The sequence below is a fragment of the Halomonas sp. PGE1 genome (genome assembly GCF_013000985.1).
Taxonomy (GTDB): Bacteria; Pseudomonadota; Gammaproteobacteria; order Pseudomonadales; family Halomonadaceae; genus Halomonas; species Halomonas alkalicola.
Genome location: NZ_CP053032.1, coordinates 1,295,438 through 1,311,991, shown reverse-complemented (window position 1 = coordinate 1,311,991; position 16,554 = coordinate 1,295,438). Strand labels below are relative to the sequence as shown.

14 protein-coding genes are annotated in these 16,554 nt (G+C 69.6%); 4 read left to right on the top strand and 10 right to left on the bottom strand.

Annotated elements, in window-relative coordinates; genetic code table 11:
- Positions 1-29: 29 nt before the first annotated feature.
- The 7 genes from HIR79_RS06220 to HIR79_RS06190 form a co-directional block, all read right to left on the bottom strand.
- Positions 30-1,379: a GGDEF domain-containing protein gene (locus HIR79_RS06220; protein WP_249322315.1), complete on the bottom strand. Its 1,350-nt coding sequence runs from the start codon at positions 1,377-1,379 to the stop codon at positions 30-32.
- Positions 1,380-1,503: 124 nt separating this feature from the next.
- Positions 1,504-2,706, bottom strand: coding sequence for a tryptophan synthase subunit beta (gene trpB, locus HIR79_RS06215; RefSeq protein WP_169957661.1), 1,203 nt, complete (start codon positions 2,704-2,706; stop codon positions 1,504-1,506).
- Positions 2,707-2,836: 130 nt separating this feature from the next.
- On the bottom strand, positions 2,837-3,505 hold the full coding sequence (locus HIR79_RS06210; RefSeq protein ID WP_119022719.1) for an alpha/beta hydrolase: 669 nt from the start codon (positions 3,503-3,505) through the stop codon (positions 2,837-2,839).
- 80 nt (positions 3,506-3,585) lie between these two features.
- Positions 3,586-5,355: an SLC13 family permease gene (locus tag HIR79_RS06205; RefSeq protein ID WP_169957660.1), complete on the bottom strand. Its 1,770-nt coding sequence runs from the start codon at positions 5,353-5,355 to the stop codon at positions 3,586-3,588.
- 232 nt (positions 5,356-5,587) lie between these two features.
- Positions 5,588-5,794 (bottom strand): cold-shock protein, encoded by a 207-nt coding sequence (locus tag HIR79_RS06200; RefSeq protein WP_010629501.1) that lies wholly within the window; start codon positions 5,792-5,794, stop codon positions 5,588-5,590.
- A gap of 200 nt (positions 5,795-5,994) precedes the next feature.
- Positions 5,995-7,644, bottom strand: a complete 1,650-nt coding sequence (locus tag HIR79_RS06195) for a GMC family oxidoreductase (protein WP_169957659.1) — start codon at positions 7,642-7,644, stop codon at positions 5,995-5,997.
- Between the two features lie 236 nt (positions 7,645-7,880).
- Entirely contained in the window at positions 7,881-9,392 is a 1,512-nt protein-coding gene (locus tag HIR79_RS06190; RefSeq protein ID WP_169957658.1) for a CoA-acylating methylmalonate-semialdehyde dehydrogenase, read from the bottom strand.
- Positions 9,393-9,573: 181 nt separating this feature from the next.
- On the opposite strand from HIR79_RS06190, the gene HIR79_RS06185 reads away from it, so the two are divergent.
- Positions 9,574-10,494, top strand: coding sequence for a LysR family transcriptional regulator (locus HIR79_RS06185; protein WP_169957657.1), 921 nt, complete (start codon positions 9,574-9,576; stop codon positions 10,492-10,494).
- 96 nt (positions 10,495-10,590) lie between these two features.
- Here the strand turns inward: HIR79_RS06185 and HIR79_RS06180 are convergent, their stop codons facing one another.
- Positions 10,591-11,157, bottom strand: a complete 567-nt coding sequence (locus tag HIR79_RS06180; RefSeq protein WP_169957656.1) for an NnrU family protein — start codon at positions 11,155-11,157, stop codon at positions 10,591-10,593.
- A 146-nt stretch (positions 11,158-11,303) separates the two neighbouring features.
- Here HIR79_RS06180 and HIR79_RS06175 point away from each other — a divergent pair, with 146 nt between their 5' ends.
- Both HIR79_RS06175 and HIR79_RS06170 read left to right on the top strand, forming a co-directional pair.
- Positions 11,304-11,891, top strand: a complete 588-nt coding sequence (locus HIR79_RS06175; RefSeq protein ID WP_169959494.1) for a gamma-glutamylcyclotransferase — start codon at positions 11,304-11,306, stop codon at positions 11,889-11,891.
- A gap of 101 nt (positions 11,892-11,992) precedes the next feature.
- Positions 11,993-13,930, top strand: a complete 1,938-nt coding sequence (locus HIR79_RS06170) for an alkaline phosphatase D family protein (RefSeq protein WP_249322267.1) — start codon at positions 11,993-11,995, stop codon at positions 13,928-13,930.
- Here the strand turns inward: HIR79_RS06170 and HIR79_RS06165 are convergent.
- Positions 13,915-14,388 carry a phosphatidylglycerophosphatase A family protein gene (locus HIR79_RS06165; RefSeq protein ID WP_169957655.1) on the bottom strand — a complete coding sequence of 158 codons (474 nt, stop codon included), beginning with the start codon at positions 14,386-14,388 and terminating at the stop codon, positions 13,915-13,917. The genes HIR79_RS06170 and HIR79_RS06165 overlap by 16 nt on opposite strands.
- Positions 14,388-15,131, bottom strand: a complete 744-nt coding sequence (locus HIR79_RS06160) for a tellurite resistance TerB family protein (protein ID WP_169957654.1) — start codon at positions 15,129-15,131, stop codon at positions 14,388-14,390. Before HIR79_RS06160 ends, HIR79_RS06165 begins: the two co-directional genes overlap by 1 nt.
- Positions 15,132-15,294: 163 nt before the next feature.
- Between HIR79_RS06160 and HIR79_RS06155 the strand changes: the two genes are divergently transcribed.
- Positions 15,295-16,545, top strand: a complete 1,251-nt coding sequence (locus tag HIR79_RS06155) for a threonine ammonia-lyase (protein WP_169957653.1) — start codon at positions 15,295-15,297, stop codon at positions 16,543-16,545.
- Positions 16,546-16,554: the final 9 nt, after the last annotated feature.

Genomic DNA, 16,554 nt, shown 5'->3' with positions numbered 1-16,554 from the left:
TTTTACGGGGCGCATGCCAGGCCGCTCCCTCACGCTGGATCAGCGTCGCGGGGGAGCGGCGAGGCGTCGCCGGGCCCGCAGATCCGGTTGCGCCCCTCGTGCTTGGCCCGGTAGAGGGCCCGGTCGGCATCGCCCAGGGCGCCCTCCAGGCTGCCATCGGGAGGCAGGATCGCCAGGCCCAGGCTGACCGTGAAGCGGATGGTCGCCCCCTCGACCTCCAGGACGATCTCCTCCACCGCCCGGCGCAGGCGCTCCAGGATGGGCCAGGCCTCGTCGAGCGAGATATCCACCAGCATCACGGCGAACTCCTCTCCGCCGATGCGGGCGAAGAGGTCGTAGGGGCGCAGGCACTCGCGGCAGGTGGCCGCGAAGGCCTGCAGGGCGAGGTCGCCGGCGGCATGGCCGTGGGTATCGTTGAGGGTCTTGAAGTGGTCGAGGTCAAGCATCGCCAGGGGCAGGGCCTCGCCGTGGCGCTGGGCACGCGCCTGGAGTGCCACGCCCTGCTCGAAGAAGGCGCGCCTGTTCAGCGCCCCGGTGAGCATGTCGGTGCTGACCAGCCGGCGGACCTTGAACTCCTCGTGCTTGCGCTCGGTGATCTCCACCAGCAGGCCGTCCCACAGAGTGCTGCCGTCGCGGCGACGCTGCGGCCGGGCACGGGCCTCCAGCCAGCGCAGGCCACTCGGCAGGTCGAGACGCAGCTCCAGCTGGCAGGGCTCCAGGCTCACCGCCGACTGCGCCAGGACCACCTCGAGCCGACGTCGATCCTCCGCCATGACCCGGCCCAGCAGCCTCTCGATATCGTCCATCACCCGCTCGGGGGTCTGTCCGATCAGTGCCACCAGCCCTTCGCTGGCGTAGAGCAGCTCCAGATGGCCGGCCGCATCCTGGCGCAGGCGGAACACCGCCCCGGGCAGGCGCGCGACGGTATCCCCGAGCCTCGTCAGCAACTGGCGGTCGTGGAGCTCCCGCTCGCGCATGCCGGTGACGTCATACTGGATCACCAGCAGCCGCAGCGGGCCACCAGGGCGCTCCTCGAGGGGCTGGATCATGGTGGTCTGGTGGCGCAGGGCGCCATCGGCGCGCCGGCAGAGCAGCACGCCACGCCACGCCTGGCGCTGGGTGACGCAGTGATCGAGGGCGAGGGCGAAACCGCCATGCAGGGGGTCGGCATCCAGCGTCACCGCCCGACGACCGAGGAGCTGGTCGGGAGGGTGGCCGGCATGGCGCTCGAAGTCGGGATTGACGCGCAACACCACGCCCTGCTCGTCGAGCAGCATGACCGCCCCGGGGTAGTGCGCGAGCAGCAGCGCGTCGAGGCCGGGGGCATCGTCCTCGCCTCCGGCCCGCCAGCGCTGCCATGTCCGCCTGACTATCTCCATGCCCAAGCCACGACACTCCCTGCGTCAAGTGAAGGGACCTCTCCGAGTCCGCCCTCCACCCTAACCCAGAATGCGTGGCCTGGCACCTGTACGCATGGCCGATGCCGCTTGGCCGGGGCAGCGCCTAGAGGCCGAGCTTGTCCGCCACGTAGTCGGCATCCTTGTCGCCGCGGCCGGAGAGGTTGACCAGGATGTGCTGGTCGGCGGGCAGCTTCGGCGCCTCGCGCATGGCCCAGGCCACCGCGTGGGCGCTCTCCAGGGCGGGGATGATGCCCTCGACCCGGGAGAGGGTCAGGAAGGCCTCGAGGCACTCCTCGTCGCTGGCGCTCTGGTAGTCGACCCGGCCCTGCTCCTTGAGGTAGCTGTGCTGGGGGCCCACGCCCGGGTAGTCGAGGCCGGAGGCGATGGAGTGCACCGGCATGGGGTTGCCGGCCTCATCCTCCAGCACGTAGCAGGCCATGCCATGGATCTCGCCGGGCTTGCCGAGCGTCAGGGTGGCGGAGTGGCGCTGGGTATCGAGGCCCTCGCCGGCCGGCTCCACGCCCACCAGATGCACGCCCTCGTCCTCGAGGAAGGCGGTGAACATGCCGATGGCGTTGGAGCCGCCGCCCACGCAGGCGGTGACGTGGTCCGGCAGGCGGCCATGGCGCGCCAGGAACTGCTCGCGGGACTCGCGGCCGATGACCGACTGGAAATCGCGCACCATCTTCGGGAAGGGGTGCGGCCCCACCACCGAACCGATGGCGTAGATGAAGTTGTGCGGGTCCTTGAGGTACTCCTCGAAGGCGCTGTCCACGGCATCCTTGAGGGTCGCGGTGCCGCGGGTCACCGGCACCAGGGTGCAGCCAAGGATCTTCATCTTGGTGACGTTGGGGTGCTCCTTCTCGATGTCCACCTGGCCCATGTGGATCTCGCAGGGGATGCCCACCAGGGCACAGGCGGTGGCCAGGGCCACGCCGTGCTGGCCGGCGCCGGTCTCGGCGATCACCTTGGTCTTGCCCATGAACTTGGCCAGCAGCGCCTCGCCCAGGCAGTGATTGATCTTGTGGGCGCCGGTGTGGTTGAGGTCCTCGCGCTTGAGGTGGATCTGGGCACCCCCCAGCTTCTCGGAGAGCCGCCGGGCGTGGAAGATCGGGCTGGGCCGGCCCACGTAGTCGGCGAGCAGGCTGGCCAGCTCCTGCTGGAAGTCCTCGCGAACGCGGATCTCCTCGTAGGCGGCGTCGATCTCGTCCATCACCGCCTTGAGCTCCGGCGGAATCAGCTGGCCGCCGAAGCGACCGAAATAGCCCTGGGCATCGGGGAGATTGGCGAAGGGGGAAGTGCTCATGGTGTCTGTCCTGGAGGCATGCCGAAAGGTCGTCGGCACAGTTTGCCCAGCCGCCCCGACGGTGTCGAGGCGACCTTGGGCGAGCCGGGTCGGGGCCTGGGGGCTCGCCCGGAGGGGCCTGCCACCGGGGTCAGCGTGACAGACGCTGGCTCAGCCAGTGACCGATATCCGCGACCTGCTGGGGGCAGACCGCATGGGCCATAGGGTACTGGCGATAGTGGGCCGGATAGCCCAGCGACTTGACCCGCTCGAAGCCCGCGCGGCCGAGCGCCTCGGGCACCACCGGGTCGAAGCTGCCGTGGTGCACCTCGACGGGCAGTTCGCGGTTGGCCTCGGCCAGGGCGATGCTCTCCGCGGTGGCGAAGTAGGTGGAGAGCGCCAGCAGGCCGCCCAGCGGCTGCTCGAAGGAGAGCGCCGCCTGGTAGGCCACCGCCCCGCCCTGGGAGAAGCCGGCCAGGATGATCCGACGGCTGTCGATGCCGTGGCCGATCTGCTCGCGCACCAGGCCCTGGATGCGCTCGGCGGAGGCCTTTAGCTGGCGCTCGTCGACGCGCCGCCCCAGGTTCATCTCGAGGATGTCGTACCAGGCCGGCATCACCATGCCGCCGTTGATGGTCACCGGCAGGCGCGGCGCATGGGGCAGGATGAAGCGCACGCTGGCGTCGGCCGGCAGCGAGAGGGCCGGCACCAGCGGCTCGAAGTCGCTGCCGTCGGCCCCCAGGCCGTGCAGGATGAAGACACAGGCATCGGCGGGCTTGCCGCCCTTCGGCTCGATGATCAGCTCACCGGGTTGGCTCATGGGGAGGGCTTCCATTGGTCGGGGAAATCAGACCCGACACCCTACCGCAAAGCCATGGCGGCGGCGAGACGCCGGGTCCGTCAGAAGGGCCAGATAAGCGGAATCAGCGTCAGGGCCACCGCGGCGGTGATCAGGTTGAGCAGCCCGCCCACCCGCAGGAAGTCGCCGAAGCGGTAGCCTCCGGGCCCGTGCACCATCAGGTTGGTCTGGTAGCCGATAGGCGTGAGGAAGCTCGCCGAGGCGGCGAACATCACCGCCACCACGAAGGGCATCGGGTTCACCCCCAGGCTCTCGGCGCTGGCCATCACCACCGGGAAGGTGATCACCGCGGCGGCGTTGTTGGTGACCAGCTCGGTCAGCAGCGCCACCAGCAGGTAGGTCCCGACCAGCAGCAGCAGTGGGTTGCCATCCGCCAGCGCCAGGGCCCCTCCGGCAAGAGCCGCCGCGGCCCCGGAGCTCTCCAGCGCCGCGCCCAGGCCGAAGGAGGCGGCGATGGTCAGCAGCACCTGGGTATCCAGCCCGCGCTTGGCGGCCCCCACAGAGCAGCAGCCGGTCAGCAGCACCATCGCCGCCCCCAGCATGGCCGCATTCATCATGCTCATCACCCCGAGGCTGGCCAGGGCCACCACGCCGGCCAGGATGCTCCAGGCCAGCCAGGCCTTCTCGTGAACGGGGCGTGCCGCCCCGTTGAGCTGGCTGATCAGCAGGAAGTCCCGCGACTGGCGATGGCGCTCGATGAAGGGCGGGCGTGCCTCCAGCAGCAGCACGTCGGCGGGCTGCAGGCGCACCTGGCCGAGGTTGCCGGCGACCCGCTCGCCGCCGCGGCACACCGCCAGCACGGCGGCCCCGTAGAGGGTGCGGAAGTGGCCGTCGCGGATGCGCTGGCCGACGAACTGGCACTGGCTGGAGACTACCGCCTCGACCAGGCGCCGCTCCTTGAAGTCCTTCTCCAGGCTCGACTCACCGTGGCGCGACGGCATCAGGCCGCGCACCTGCTGCAGCTCCACTGCCCCCTCGCTGGTGCCGGCGAACACCAGCCGGTCGCCGCCCTTGAGCCGTTCGCCGGGCCCCACCACGCTGACCACGTTGCCGTCGCGCTCGATCTCCACCAGGAACAGCTCCTGGAGGTGGCGCAGCCCCGCCTCCTCCACCGTGCGATTGACCAGCGGCCCCTCCGGGTCGACCTCCATCTCGATGGTGAACTCGCGGGGGTTCTCGAAGGCCGCCGCCGCGCCGCGCCGCGCCGGCAGCAGCCGCGGCCCCAGCAGGATCAGGTAGGCGAGGCCGATCACCGCCACCGGCACGCCCACCCAGGCGAGATCGAAGAGCCCCATGGCAAGCTCGGGCGAACGGTCCACCAGCAGGCCGTGCACCACCAGGTTGGTGCTGGTGCCGAACAGCGTGATGGTACCGCCGAGGATGGAGGCGAAGCTGAGCGGCATCAGCAAGCGGTGGGCCGGCACGCGCACGCGGCGACTCCAGCTCAGCACCGCGGGAATGTAGGTGGCCACCACCGGGGTGTTGTTGAGAAAGCCGCTCAGCGAGGCCACCGGCAGCAGCAGGCGCAGCAGCGCGCCGCTCTCGCGGCGAGGCCGGCCCAGCACATGGCGGATGATCAGGTCGATGCCGCCGGTCTGGCGGATGGCGGTGACCAGCACATACATGAAGGCCACGGTGAACAGGCCAGTGCTGGAGAAGCCGCCCAGCGCCTGGGACGGCTCGAGGATGCCGAGCGTCAGCAGCAGGATCACCGCGCCCAGCAGGACGATATCCGGCCCGAGCCGCGAGAAGGCCATCAGCGGAAAGACGGCGATCACGACGGCGAGGGAGATCCAGGCGTCCAGGGGCATGGCAGGCATCCGGTCAACGAGAGTACCCCTATTCTGCCGCCCGCCGATTATTCTAAAAAGTTCTTCGTGGAACTTCTCTTATTCCATAAATGGCCATATCGATCCTACCTTCCTGCCTGAGCCGGCTCCCCGGTACGCTCCTCACGGGCCAACTCGCGCACACGCAAAAGGGCCCGCACGTGGCGGGCCCTTTCTCGACTCCCGAAGGAGTCACATCAGTGTCAGCTGGCGATTAGCCGATGACCTTGATGTTGGAAGCCTGGAGGCCTTTCTTGCCCTGGGTGACGTCGAAGGAAACCTTCTGGCCGTCTTGCAGGGTCTTGAAGCCGTCAGCCTGGATCTCGGAGAAGTGAGCGAACAGGTCGTCGCCGTTGTCGTCCGGAGAAATGAAGCCGAAGCCCTTGGTGTCGTTGAACCACTTGACAGTACCGGTAGCCATTATCGAATTCCTCTAATAGCAATTGATTTTCCGGGAAATACCCGAGTTGCAGTGGGTAGAACAAGAAACCTTTCACCGGGAAATCGATGCCATGAGCCTTCGATGACCACTTGCGATGTTCGACTTGCTAACCAACTGCGCACAGCTTGCGCCCTTCTCGGGCGCAGGTCAAACACTATTTGCCTTCGATGACGAGAAAGTTACTCCCCGGCCAGGATCCAGGCCGCGGCCTTCTCGGCGATCATCAGCGTCGGCGAGTTGGTGTTGCCGCTGGTGATGGTGGGCATCACCCCGGCATCCACCACGCGCAGCCCCGCCACGCCGCGCACCCGCAGGTGTGGGTCGACCACCGCCATGGGATCGTCGTCGCGCCCCATCCTGGTGGTGCCCACCGGATGGAAGATCGTGGTGCCGATATCCCCGGCCAGCCGCGCCAGGTCCTCGTCGCTCTGGAACTCGACGCCTGGCTTCACCTCCTCCGGCTGGTACTTCGCAAAGGCGGGCTGGGCGGCGATGCGCCGGGTGACCCGCAGCGAGTCCGCCGCCACCTTGCGATCCTCCGGAGTGCTCAGGTAGTTGGGGGCGATGGCCGGCGCCTGGCGCGGGTCGCGGCTGGTGATGCGCACGGTGCCGCGGCTGGTGGGATTGAGGTTGCAGACGCTGGCCGTGATCGCCGGGAAGTCGTGCAGGGGCTGCCCGAAGGCCGGCAGGCTCAGCGGCTGGACGTGGTACTCGATATTGGGATGCTCATAGGCCTCGGAGCTGCGGGTGAAGGCGCACAGCTGCGACGGCGCCATGCTCATGGGCCCGGTGCGCTTGAGCGCATACTCCAGGCCGATCTTCGCCTTGCCCACCAGGGAGTTGGCCATGGTATTGAGGGTCTTCGCCCCCGTGACGCGATAGACCGAGCGGATCTGCAGGTGGTCCTGCAGGTTCTCCCCCACCCCGGGCAGGTCTACCACCACCGGGATGTCGTGCTCGGCGAGCAGCGCCGCCGGGCCGATGCCCGAGAGCTGCAGCAGCTGGGGCGAGCCGATCGCTCCGGCGGCGAGGATCACCTCGCGGGCCGCACGGGACACGACCTCGGCGCCGCCCCGCTCGACGCGCACGCCGGTGCAGCGCGGCTCGCCATTCTCCCCACGCTGGAGCTCGAGCCCCAGCACCTGGCTGGAGTGCCAGAGGGTCAGGTTGCCGCGGGTCTCAGCCCCGCGCAGGAAGGCCTTGGAGGTGTTCCAGCGCCATCCCTTGCGCTGGTTGACCTCGAAGTAGTCGACCCCCTCGTTGTCGCCGCGGTTGAAGTCCCGGGTACGCGGGATGCCAGCCTCCACCGCTGCGGTGGCGAAGTCGTCGAGCACCTGCCAGCTGAGGCGCTGCTTCTCGACCCGCCACTCGCCGCCGTGGCCGTGGAAGTCGCGATGGGCGGCGTCGGCGTCGCCCCCCGCATCCAGGCGGTGGTGGTCCTCATGCTTCATGAAGTCCGCCAGGCAGTTCTCCCAGCGCCAGGCGGACTCGCCGGTGAACTCGGCCCAGCCGTCGTAGTCGCGGGCCTGGCCGCGGATATAGAGCATCCCGTTGATGCTCGAGCAGCCGCCCAGGGTCTTGCCCCGCGGGTAGATCAGCGAGCGGCCGTTGAGCCCCGGGTCGGGCTCGGTGCGAAAGCGCCAGTCGGTGCGGGGGTTGTCGATGCAGTAGAGATAGCCCACCGGGATATGGATCCAGTGGTAGTTGTCGCGGCCGCCCGCCTCGATCAGCAGCACCCGATTGGCCGGATCGGCGCTCAGGCGGTTGGCCAGCAGGCAGCCGGCGGTGCCGGCCCCCACCACGATATAGTCGAATTCCTGATCAGCCATGGCGTGATCTCACTGCGGCAAATGGTGGCTCGTGCTGCTTATTTCGCAAACTGGCATGAGCCTTGGTTGAGGCTGAGAACTTCTTGTGGGAGCTGGGCTTTGCCCGGCGAATGGAGGCCGAAGGACTCCTGGCGGAAGATGCCAACCTCACCAACACCGCCGGGGCGCCTGCGGCGCCATTCGCCCGGGGGACCCGGGCTCCCACAGGGCAGTTTCACGCTAGCCTGCGAAAAACCTTATTTATGCGTCGGCATAGCGAACTCGGCGCCGCCGCGGATGGAGTCTGACCAGCGCTGCATGATCGACTTCTGCTTGGTGTAGAAGCGCACCCCCTCCTCGCCGTAGGCGTGGGTGTCGCCGAACAGCGAGCGCTTCCAGCCGCCGAAGCCGTGCCAGGCCATGGGCACCGGGATCGGCACGTTGATGCCCACCATGCCCACCTGGATGCGGCGGCCGAACTCACGGGCCACGCTGCCGCTCTCGGTGAAGCAGCTCACGCCGTTGCCGAATTCGTGGTCGTTGATCAGCTGGATGGCGGTGGCGATGTCGGGGACCCGAACGCAGACCAGCACCGGGCCGAAGATCTCCTCCTTGTAGATGGTCATCTCCGGGGTGACGTGGTCGAACAGGGTGCCGCCCATCCAGAAGCCCTCGGCGCAGCCCTCACCGGCGCTTGCCGCATCGAAGTCGCGGCCGTCCACCACCAGTTCGGCACCCTCGGCAACGCCTTTCTCGATATAGCTGGTGATGCGCTGGTGAGCCTGGGCGGTGACGATGGGGCCCATCTCGGCGTCGAGCTCCATGCCGTTCTTGACCTTGAGGGCGCGGGCCCGCTCGGCCAGGCGCGGTACCACCTGGTCGGCCACGTCGCCCACCAGGACCGCAACGCTTATCGCCATGCAGCGCTCGCCGGCGGAGCCGTAGGCGGCGCCGATCAGCGCATCCACGGCCTTGTCGAGGTCGGCATCGGGCATCACCACCATGTGGTTCTTGGCGCCGCCGAGGGCCTGGACGCGCTTGCCGTGGTGGGCGCCGCGCTCGTAGATCAGGTTGGCGATCGGCGTGGAGCCCACGAAGGAGAGCGCGCGCACCTCGGGATGGTCGATCAGCGCCTCGACGCTCTCCTTGTCGCCCTGCACCACGTTGAAGACGCCGTCCGGCAGCCCGGCCCGCTTGAGCAGGTCGGCGATCAGCAGCGAGGCGCTGGGATCCAGCGGGCTCGGCTTGAGGATGAAGCTGTTGCCGGCGGCGATGGCCACCGGGAACATCCACATCGGCACCATGGCCGGGAAGTTGAAGGGGGTGATGCCGGCCACCACGCCGAGCGGCTGGCGCACCGTCCAGTTGTCGATGCCGGTGCTGACCTGCTCGGTGTAGTCGCCCTTGAGCAGCTGCGGGATGCCGCAGGCGAACTCGACGATATCGATGCCGCGGGCCACCTCGCCCTGGGCGTCGGTGAAGACCTTGCCATGCTCCCGGGTGATCGCCTCCGCGAGTTCATCCTTGTGGGCGTTGAGCAGCTCCAGGAACTTGAACATCACCCGGGCACGGCGGATCGGCGGGGTATCGGCCCAGGCCGGGAAGGCCGCGGCAGCGGCGGCCACGGCCGTATCCACGTCGGCGCGGGAGGCCAGGGCCACTCGGCCGCTCACCTGGCCGGTGGCCGGGTTGAAGACCTCCTGGCTCTGGCCGGACTCGCCGGCGGTCATTTGCCCATTGATATAATGCAGGATGCTGGAGTTGCTCATGGTGGTCTCGTCTCGTCGTTGTCGGAATGAGGGGCAGACGTCCACTGTCCGTGACAGGAAGCGACGGATGCGCGCCTGTTTGGCACTAGACTAGCCCCGGCGCCACCCGAATCAATTGAGTAATTCAAAACCAGGATATAAGCTCTACTAATATCATGCTATGACAACGAGAGGCCTCCCCATGCAGGACCTTCAGACCCTGCGCGCCTTCGTTGCGGTCGCCCACGAAGGCAGCGTCTCCCGGGCCGCCGAGCGCCTCCACCTCACCCAGCCGGCAGTGAGCCTCAAGCTCAAGCAGTTCCAGGCCAATCTGGAGCTCACCCTCTTTCGTCGCCGCCCCCAGGGGCTGGCGCTGACCGAAGACGGCCAGGCGCTGCTGCCCGCCGCCCAGAAGGCGCTGGCCGCGGTGGCTGCCTTCGAGGAGCAGGCCCGCGCCCTGCACAGCACCCTGCGCGGCCGGCTGAAGATCGGCACCATCGTCGACCCCGAGTTCATACGCCTGGGCGCCTTCCTGCACCGCCTGGTGGAGCGCGCCCCGCAGCTCGAGACGGAGCTCTCCCACGGCATGAGCGGCAGCGTGCTGGAGCGCGTGCGCCGCGGCGAACTCGACGTGGGCTTCTATCTCGCCCCGCCGGGTGAAGGCCCCGGCGAGGCCGCCGACGAGATCGTCCACCGCGAGCTCACCCACTTTCACTACCATGTGATCGCCCCGGCCGGCTGGGGCAGCCGCCTGGCCGGTACCGACTGGGAGCGGCTCGCCCGGCTGCCGTGGATCGTCACCCCGCAAGACTCCGTGCATCACCGCCTGCTGCACGGCGTGCTCGACCCGCTGGAGCTCGTCCCCAACGGGGTCGCCCAGGTGGATCAGGAAGCCTGCATGCTCGACCTGGTGCGCGCCGGGGTGGGCCTGAGCCTCGCCCGGGACACCCTGGCCATGACCGAGCGTCAGGAGCGTGGCCTCGCCGTGGCCGAGGGGATCCGCCTGCCCTGCGCGCTCTGCTTCATCTGGCGGCGCGACCGCGGCGAGGAAGCGGTGATCGCCGAGGCCCTGGCGGTGCTGGAGCGAGTCTGGGGGGAGCCCCTGAGCCAAACCGTCACTTGACCGCGGTCAAGGGCATGAACCATGAACCATGTATGTGTGCGGGATACTGGGGTGCCGCTGGCCTCCCTCGGCTCACCGCGAGGTGAGCCGAGGCGGTCACATCACCGGCACGCCGGTGACCCAGATGTGCAGATGGAAGGCGAACAGATAGTAGGCGACCAGACCCGCCACCACGGTGATGGCCGTACGCACCGCGCTCGCCGCCTGGGCCGGCGGTGCTGGGCGACGGCGCGCGGCGCGGAAGTCGAACACCGCCCAGAGCAGGAAGGCGCCGAAGAAGACGATGTCGCCGAGCCGGCCGTTGGCCAGCAGGTGGGAGAAGGCCCACAGCTTCACCGCGATGATCATCGGGTGGCCCAGCTTCGCCTTGAGGTGGTTGCCCGGCACATAGGCCGCCACCAGCAGGATGAAGGCGGGAATCATCAGCAGCGACACGGCGTGGCGCAGCCCCACCGGCGGAAACCACACCCAGGTGGGCGACAGGCGCATCTGGCCATAGCCCCAGATCGCCAGCGCCAGGCCGACGATCGAGACCACCGAGTAGGCAGCCTTCCAGGGCAGCTCGCCCATCTGGGCGATCCTGGCGCTGCGCCAGTCGTCGGCGGCGATGCGCACCGAGTGAACCCCCAGGAAGATCAAGAGGCCGAGTATCATCACGGTCATGGCAGAGACTCCATCAGCAGAAAGTGAACAGGCCGCCAGACTACCGCACCCGCATGACCACGTCGCGCTCCTTCCCCCCTTAGACTTTCGCCGCCTGCCGACGCATCATGGAAGCTTCCTTTTCCACCACCGGCTGCACGACGACCATGGCCCTGGACACCACCGCCCTCAACCGCCAGATGACCCACTTCGACGGCCACGACGAGATCTGGCTGTTCGGCTACGGCTCGCTGATCTGGAAGGTCGACTTCGCCTATCTGGAGCGGCGCCCGGCGTTCATCCACGGCTGGTCGCGGCGCTTCTGGCAGGGCTCCCACGACCATCGCGGCACCCCGGAGGCGCCTGGCCGGGTGGCCACCCTGGTGCGCGACCCCGGGGCGGTGTGCCACGGCATGGCCTACCGCATCACCCCGGAGGTACTCGCCCCGCTGGATGTGCGCGAGAAGAACGGCTACCTGCGCGAGGTCATCACCCTCTGCTTCGACGACCCGGCCGGCGGCCGCGCCGAGGGGCTGGTCTACCTGGCCACCGAGGACAACGCCGCCTTCCTCGGCGACGCCCCGCTCGAGGCCATCGCCGAGCAGATCGCCCGGGCCCACGGCCCCAGCGGCGCCAACCGCGACTACCTGCTCCACCTGGCCGACGCGCTGCAGGCGCTTGGCGTGGAGGATCCCCACGTCTCCGGGCTGGCGCAGCGCCTGCTCGCCGACCCGGTTGCCGCGGGGCGCCACTGAGCCACCCGGGCGGGCAGGCATCCGGCACGGGCCGCCTCGTCAGGGCGGGAACCTATCGACGCGGCACCGGTCGGTCTCGGGGTGACCCCAGGAATGCACGGATGACCCCGCCCATGGATGACGCCCCCCTGCCCGACGTGCTGGCCGGCCCGCTGCTGCGGCGGCTGGCGCCCGATCGCCTGGTGCTCTGGCTGGCCGCCACCCGCCCCCTCGAGCTGATCCTCGCCCTCACCCCCACGGGCGAGGCGACCCGGCGGCTGCTTATCGGGGCGCAGCACTGCCGTCGCCTGCCCGTCGGGCGCCATGCCTGGCTGCATCTGATCGACCTGCCGCTGGAGACGCCGCTGCCCCGGGATACCCTGATCGCCTACGACCTCTGCGTTCGAGACGCCGGCCAGGAGCAGGGCATCGCCGACTGGGGACCCCACCTGCTCGATACCGACGGCGAGCTGCCCGCCTTCGTGCTGGCCGGCCGCCATCACCGCCTGCTCCACGGCTCCTGCCGCAAGCCCCACCACGATGGCCCCGACGGCCTGGTGCGCGCCGAGGCCTGGCTAGCGGAACGGCGCCACCGGCCCGACGAGCGTCCCGCCTGGCTGCTGATGACCGGTGACCAGGTCTACGCCGACGACGTCGCCGGTCCCATGCTGGTGGCCATCCATGCGCTGATCCGGCGCCTGGGGCTGTTCGACGAACCGCTGGAGGGGGCCGTGGTGGCCGACAGCCGCGCCCTGCACGGTGAGGCCGCCCACTATTACGACCGCGAATCGCTGCTGCCCGACGTGGAGAGCAGCGAGAACCTGCGCGAGCTCTTCTTCGGCGGGGTGCGCAAGCCGGTGTTCACCTCGGCCAACGCCCACAACCACCTGGCCACCCTGGCCGAGGTGCTGGCCATGTACCTGCTGACCTGGTCACCGACGCCCTGGCAGCTGATCGAGATCGACACGCCCCGGCTGACGGAGAAGCACCGCGGCCTGTTTCAGCAGCAGCGGGCGGTCGTCGAGCGTTTCGTGGCGGGCCTGCCGGCCTGCGCGCGGCTGCTGGCACGCCTGCCGACGCTGATGATCTTCGACGATCACGATGTCACCGACGACTGGAACCTCACCGCCGACTGGGAGAGCACCGCCTATGGCCATCCCTTCTCCCGGCGCATCATCGGCAACGCCCTGGTCGGCTACCTGCTCTGCCAGGGCTGGGGCAACGACCCGGACCGCCTCGCCGAGCCGCTGAACGAATGCGTCCGCCTGCTGGAGGCCGCCGCCGCGAACGACGGCTGGCTCGACGGCGAGGCCCTGGACACCCTGATCCGCCGCCTGCTGCGCTTCGAGGGCTGGGAGTACCGGGTGCCCGGCGAACCGCCGCTGGTGGTCCTCGATACCCGCACCCGACGCTGGCGCAGCGAGCAAAGCCCGAGGCGCCCCTCGGGGCTGATGGACTGGGAGGCCTTGAGCGAACTCCAGCAGGCGCTGCTCGACCACCGCTCGGTGATCATCGTCTCGCCGGCGCCGATGTTCGGCGTCAAGCTGATCGAGGTGGTGCAGAAGCTCTTCACCCTGGCCGGCAAGCCGCTGATGGTGGATGCCGAGAACTGGATGGCCCACCGCGGCGCGGCCAGCGTGCTGCTCAACATCTTCCGCCACTCGCGCACCCCGGGGAACTACGTGGTTCTATCCGGCGACGTGCACTACTCCTTCGCCTACGACATCCGGGTGCGCCATCGCCGGCAGGGGCCGCACCTGTGGCAGATCACCTCCAGCGGTATCAAGAACACCTTCCCCGACACCCTGCTCGACTGGTTCGACCGCCTGAACCGCTGGCTCTACGCGCCCTGCTCGCCGCTCAACTGGTTCACCAAGCGCCGGCGCCTGGCCATCACGCCCCGCGACCCGGACCGTGCCAGGGCCGGCGAGCGGCTGTGGAACGGCTGCGGGATCGGTCTGGTGGACTTCGACGAGCAGGGCCGACCCCGCGATATCCGCCAGCTCGACGCTCGCGGCTTCGACGTGCGCTTCCCGCCGACGACTCAAGGCGACGCCTGACGCCGCCGCCACAGTGCGAGGCCGCCCGCCATCACCAGCCAGGTCATGGCCGCGGCCACGAGATCATCGAGCACGATACCGGCGCCGCCGGGCACCGCCTCGGCCAGGTTCACCGGCGGCGGCTTGGTGCTGTCGAACACCCGATAGACCACGAAGGCCGACGCCATCGCCCAGGGCTGGCGCGCGCCCGCCAGGCCCAGCACCGCCACCGGAAAGGCGACGATCTCGTCGAGCACGATGCGTCCGTCGTCCTTGGCGGCAAGCGCCTGCTCGGCCAGGTGGCAGACCGGCACCGCCGCCAGCAGCAGCGCCAGGGTGACGCCCGCCTGCACGCGGCGGGTGCGCCCCAGCAGCCACCAGGCCAGCGGCAGGCCGAGCAGTGAGCCCACCGTGCCCGAAGCCCAGGGCGAGAGCCCCAGGCCGAAGCCGGTGGCCAGCGTCATCAGCGCCGCTTCCATCAGCCGGCCTCGCGCGCCTGGTGCTCCAGCGCCGCGGTGACCTCACCGGGCAGCGCCAGGGCCTGGCCGAGCTGGTCGAGCCAGGCGCGCTCCATGGCATTCTGCTCGTCGACCACCGCCACGCTGATCAGGTACATCTCGCGGGCCGCCTGGGGCGAATCGACCCGGCGAGCCAGGGCCTCGGCATCCAGCGGTGCCGCCAGCTGGCGCTCCACCCAGGCGTGCAGCTCCTGGTCCGCACCCAGGGCATCGATCTGCTGGGTGATCAGCGCCCGCTCCTGGTCGTCGATATGGCCATCGGCACGGGCCGCCATGATCATCGCCTGCAGCAGCTCCAGGCTGCGCCGCTCGCGGGCCTCACCGCCCAGGCGCTCCACCGGCTCGCCCTCGGCGGGCGACTCGCCGCCCGGCCCGCGCGAGTTCTGCCAGGCCTTCCAGGCCAGCGCGCCCACTCCGGCGATGGCGCCGTACTTGAGCGCCTTGCCGCCCAGCTTGCGGCCACGCTTGGAGCCGACCAGCAGCCCCAGGGCGCCGCCGCCCAGCAGGCTCTTGACGTCCAGCCCCGAGCCACCGCCCTGCCCGGCTGCGCCCCCCTCGCCGCCACCGCCCAGCTGGCGCGAGAGCCCATCCAGCATGCCCTTGATATCCAGGCCCGAACCGCCCTGGCTCCCGCTGCCGCCCTGACGGCCCGACTGGCCACCGGCCTGCTGCATCAGCTGTTCCAGTATCCTGCTGGCATTCATCGCATGCTCCTCGTCAGTATCACCCTGGAAGGGGTGCCTGGATGGACTCTATCCCAGCCGCCGGGGTTCGGTAAGCGTTTCCCTCGCGGGGTCGGCGACGGCTTCGACAAGCGTCTCACGGCGACGCATCATGGGGGGCTCAGCCAACCCGGAGCCGCCCACCATGACCGTGACCCTCGACGACGTCCGACAGGCCGCCGCCCGCATCCGGGGCAGCGTGGAGCGCACCCCCTGCCTGCACTCGCACACCCTCTCCCAGCTCACCGGCTGCGAGCTCTACATCAAGTTCGAGAACCACCAGTTCACCGCCGCCTTCAAGGAGCGCGGCGCCCTCAACCACCTGCTCTCGCTCAGCGCCGATGAGCGGGCCCGCGGGGTGATCGCGATGTCCGCCGGCAACCACGCCCAGGCGGTGGCCTACCACGCCTCCCGTCTGGGGATTCACGCCACCATCGTCATGCCGCGCCACACGCCCAACCTCAAGGTGCGCAATACCCGCAGCTTCGGCGCCGAGGTACACCTGGAGGGCAACGGGGTCGCCGAGGCCGGCGACTATGCCCGGCGCCTGGCCGAGGAGCGCGACCTGGTCTTCGTGCACCCCTACGACGACGAACGGATCATCGCCGGGCAGGGGACCATCGCCCTGGAGATGCTCGACGAGGTGCCCGACCTGGAGTGCCTGGTGATCCCCATCGGCGGCGGCGGGCTGATCGGCGGCAACGCGGTGGCCGCCAAGGCGCTCAACCCCGCCATCGAGGTGATCGGCGTGCAGACGTCGCGCTTCCCGGCCATGAAGCAGGCGCTGGCCGGAGAGCCGATCCACTGCGGCCTGGCCACCCTGGCCGAGGGCATCGCCGTCAAGCAGCCGGGACGGCTGACCCTGCCCATCGTGCGCGAGCGGGTGCGCGACATCGTGCTGGTGGACGAGCCCGAGATCGAGCGCGCCATCCTTCTGCTGCTGGAGATCGAGAAGACGGTGGCCGAGGGTGCCGGCGCCGCGGGCCTGGCCGCGGTGCTCGCCGACCCCGAGCGCTACCGCGGCCGCAAGGTGGGGCTGATCCTGTGCGGCGGCAACATCGACATGCTGGCGCTCGCCTCGGTGATCCAGCGTGGCCTGGTGCGCACCGGGCGCATCGTGCGGGTGCGGGTGGCGATTCCCGATGTGCCGGGGGCACTGGCGGAGCTCACCCGGCTCTTGGCCGACCAGCGCGCCAACGTGATCCAGATCGCCCACCAGCGCACCTTCACCGACCTCTCGCTGCGCGCCACCGAGGTGGAGGCGACGCTCGAGACCCTGGGCAGCGAGCACACCCGGGAGGTGATCGAGGCGCTGCGCGCCGAGGGCTACGACCCGGTGCTGCCCGCCAACGAGGTGCATCCCGACGAGCGCTGGTCCGCCCGCGCCGAGGGTTAGCGCAGCGGC